The sequence below is a fragment of the Streptococcus sp. OH4692_COT-348 genome (assembly GCF_003859975.1).
Taxonomy (GTDB): Bacteria; Bacillota; Bacilli; order Lactobacillales; family Streptococcaceae; genus Streptococcus.
This window is the reverse complement of the sequence record NZ_RQZB01000097.1, coordinates 1-213: the sequence shown is the minus strand read 5'-3', so window position 1 is coordinate 213 and position 213 is coordinate 1. Positions and strand designations below refer to the sequence as shown.

Genomic DNA, 213 nt, shown 5'->3' with positions numbered 1-213 from the left:
ACGAATGATGTAGTTGTCTTAACTACTTTACGGTAAACGTGAGTTACATTACCATCTTTATCAGTTGTAGTCTTAACAAACTCGTATCCTGGGATATCTTTCTTAGGTTGGTTACCTTCTTCATTTGGTGAAACTGGGTTACCATTTCCGTCTACGAATGATGTAGTTGTCTTAACTACTTTACGGTAAACGTGAGTTACATTACCATCTTTA

1 protein-coding gene is annotated in these 213 nt (G+C 36.2%); it reads right to left on the bottom strand.

Features of this window, described 5'->3' with window-relative positions; all coding sequences use genetic code 11:
- A partial coding sequence (locus EII37_RS11045) for a hypothetical protein (protein WP_260424868.1) occupies nucleotides 1–213 on the bottom strand: 213 nt, incomplete at both ends.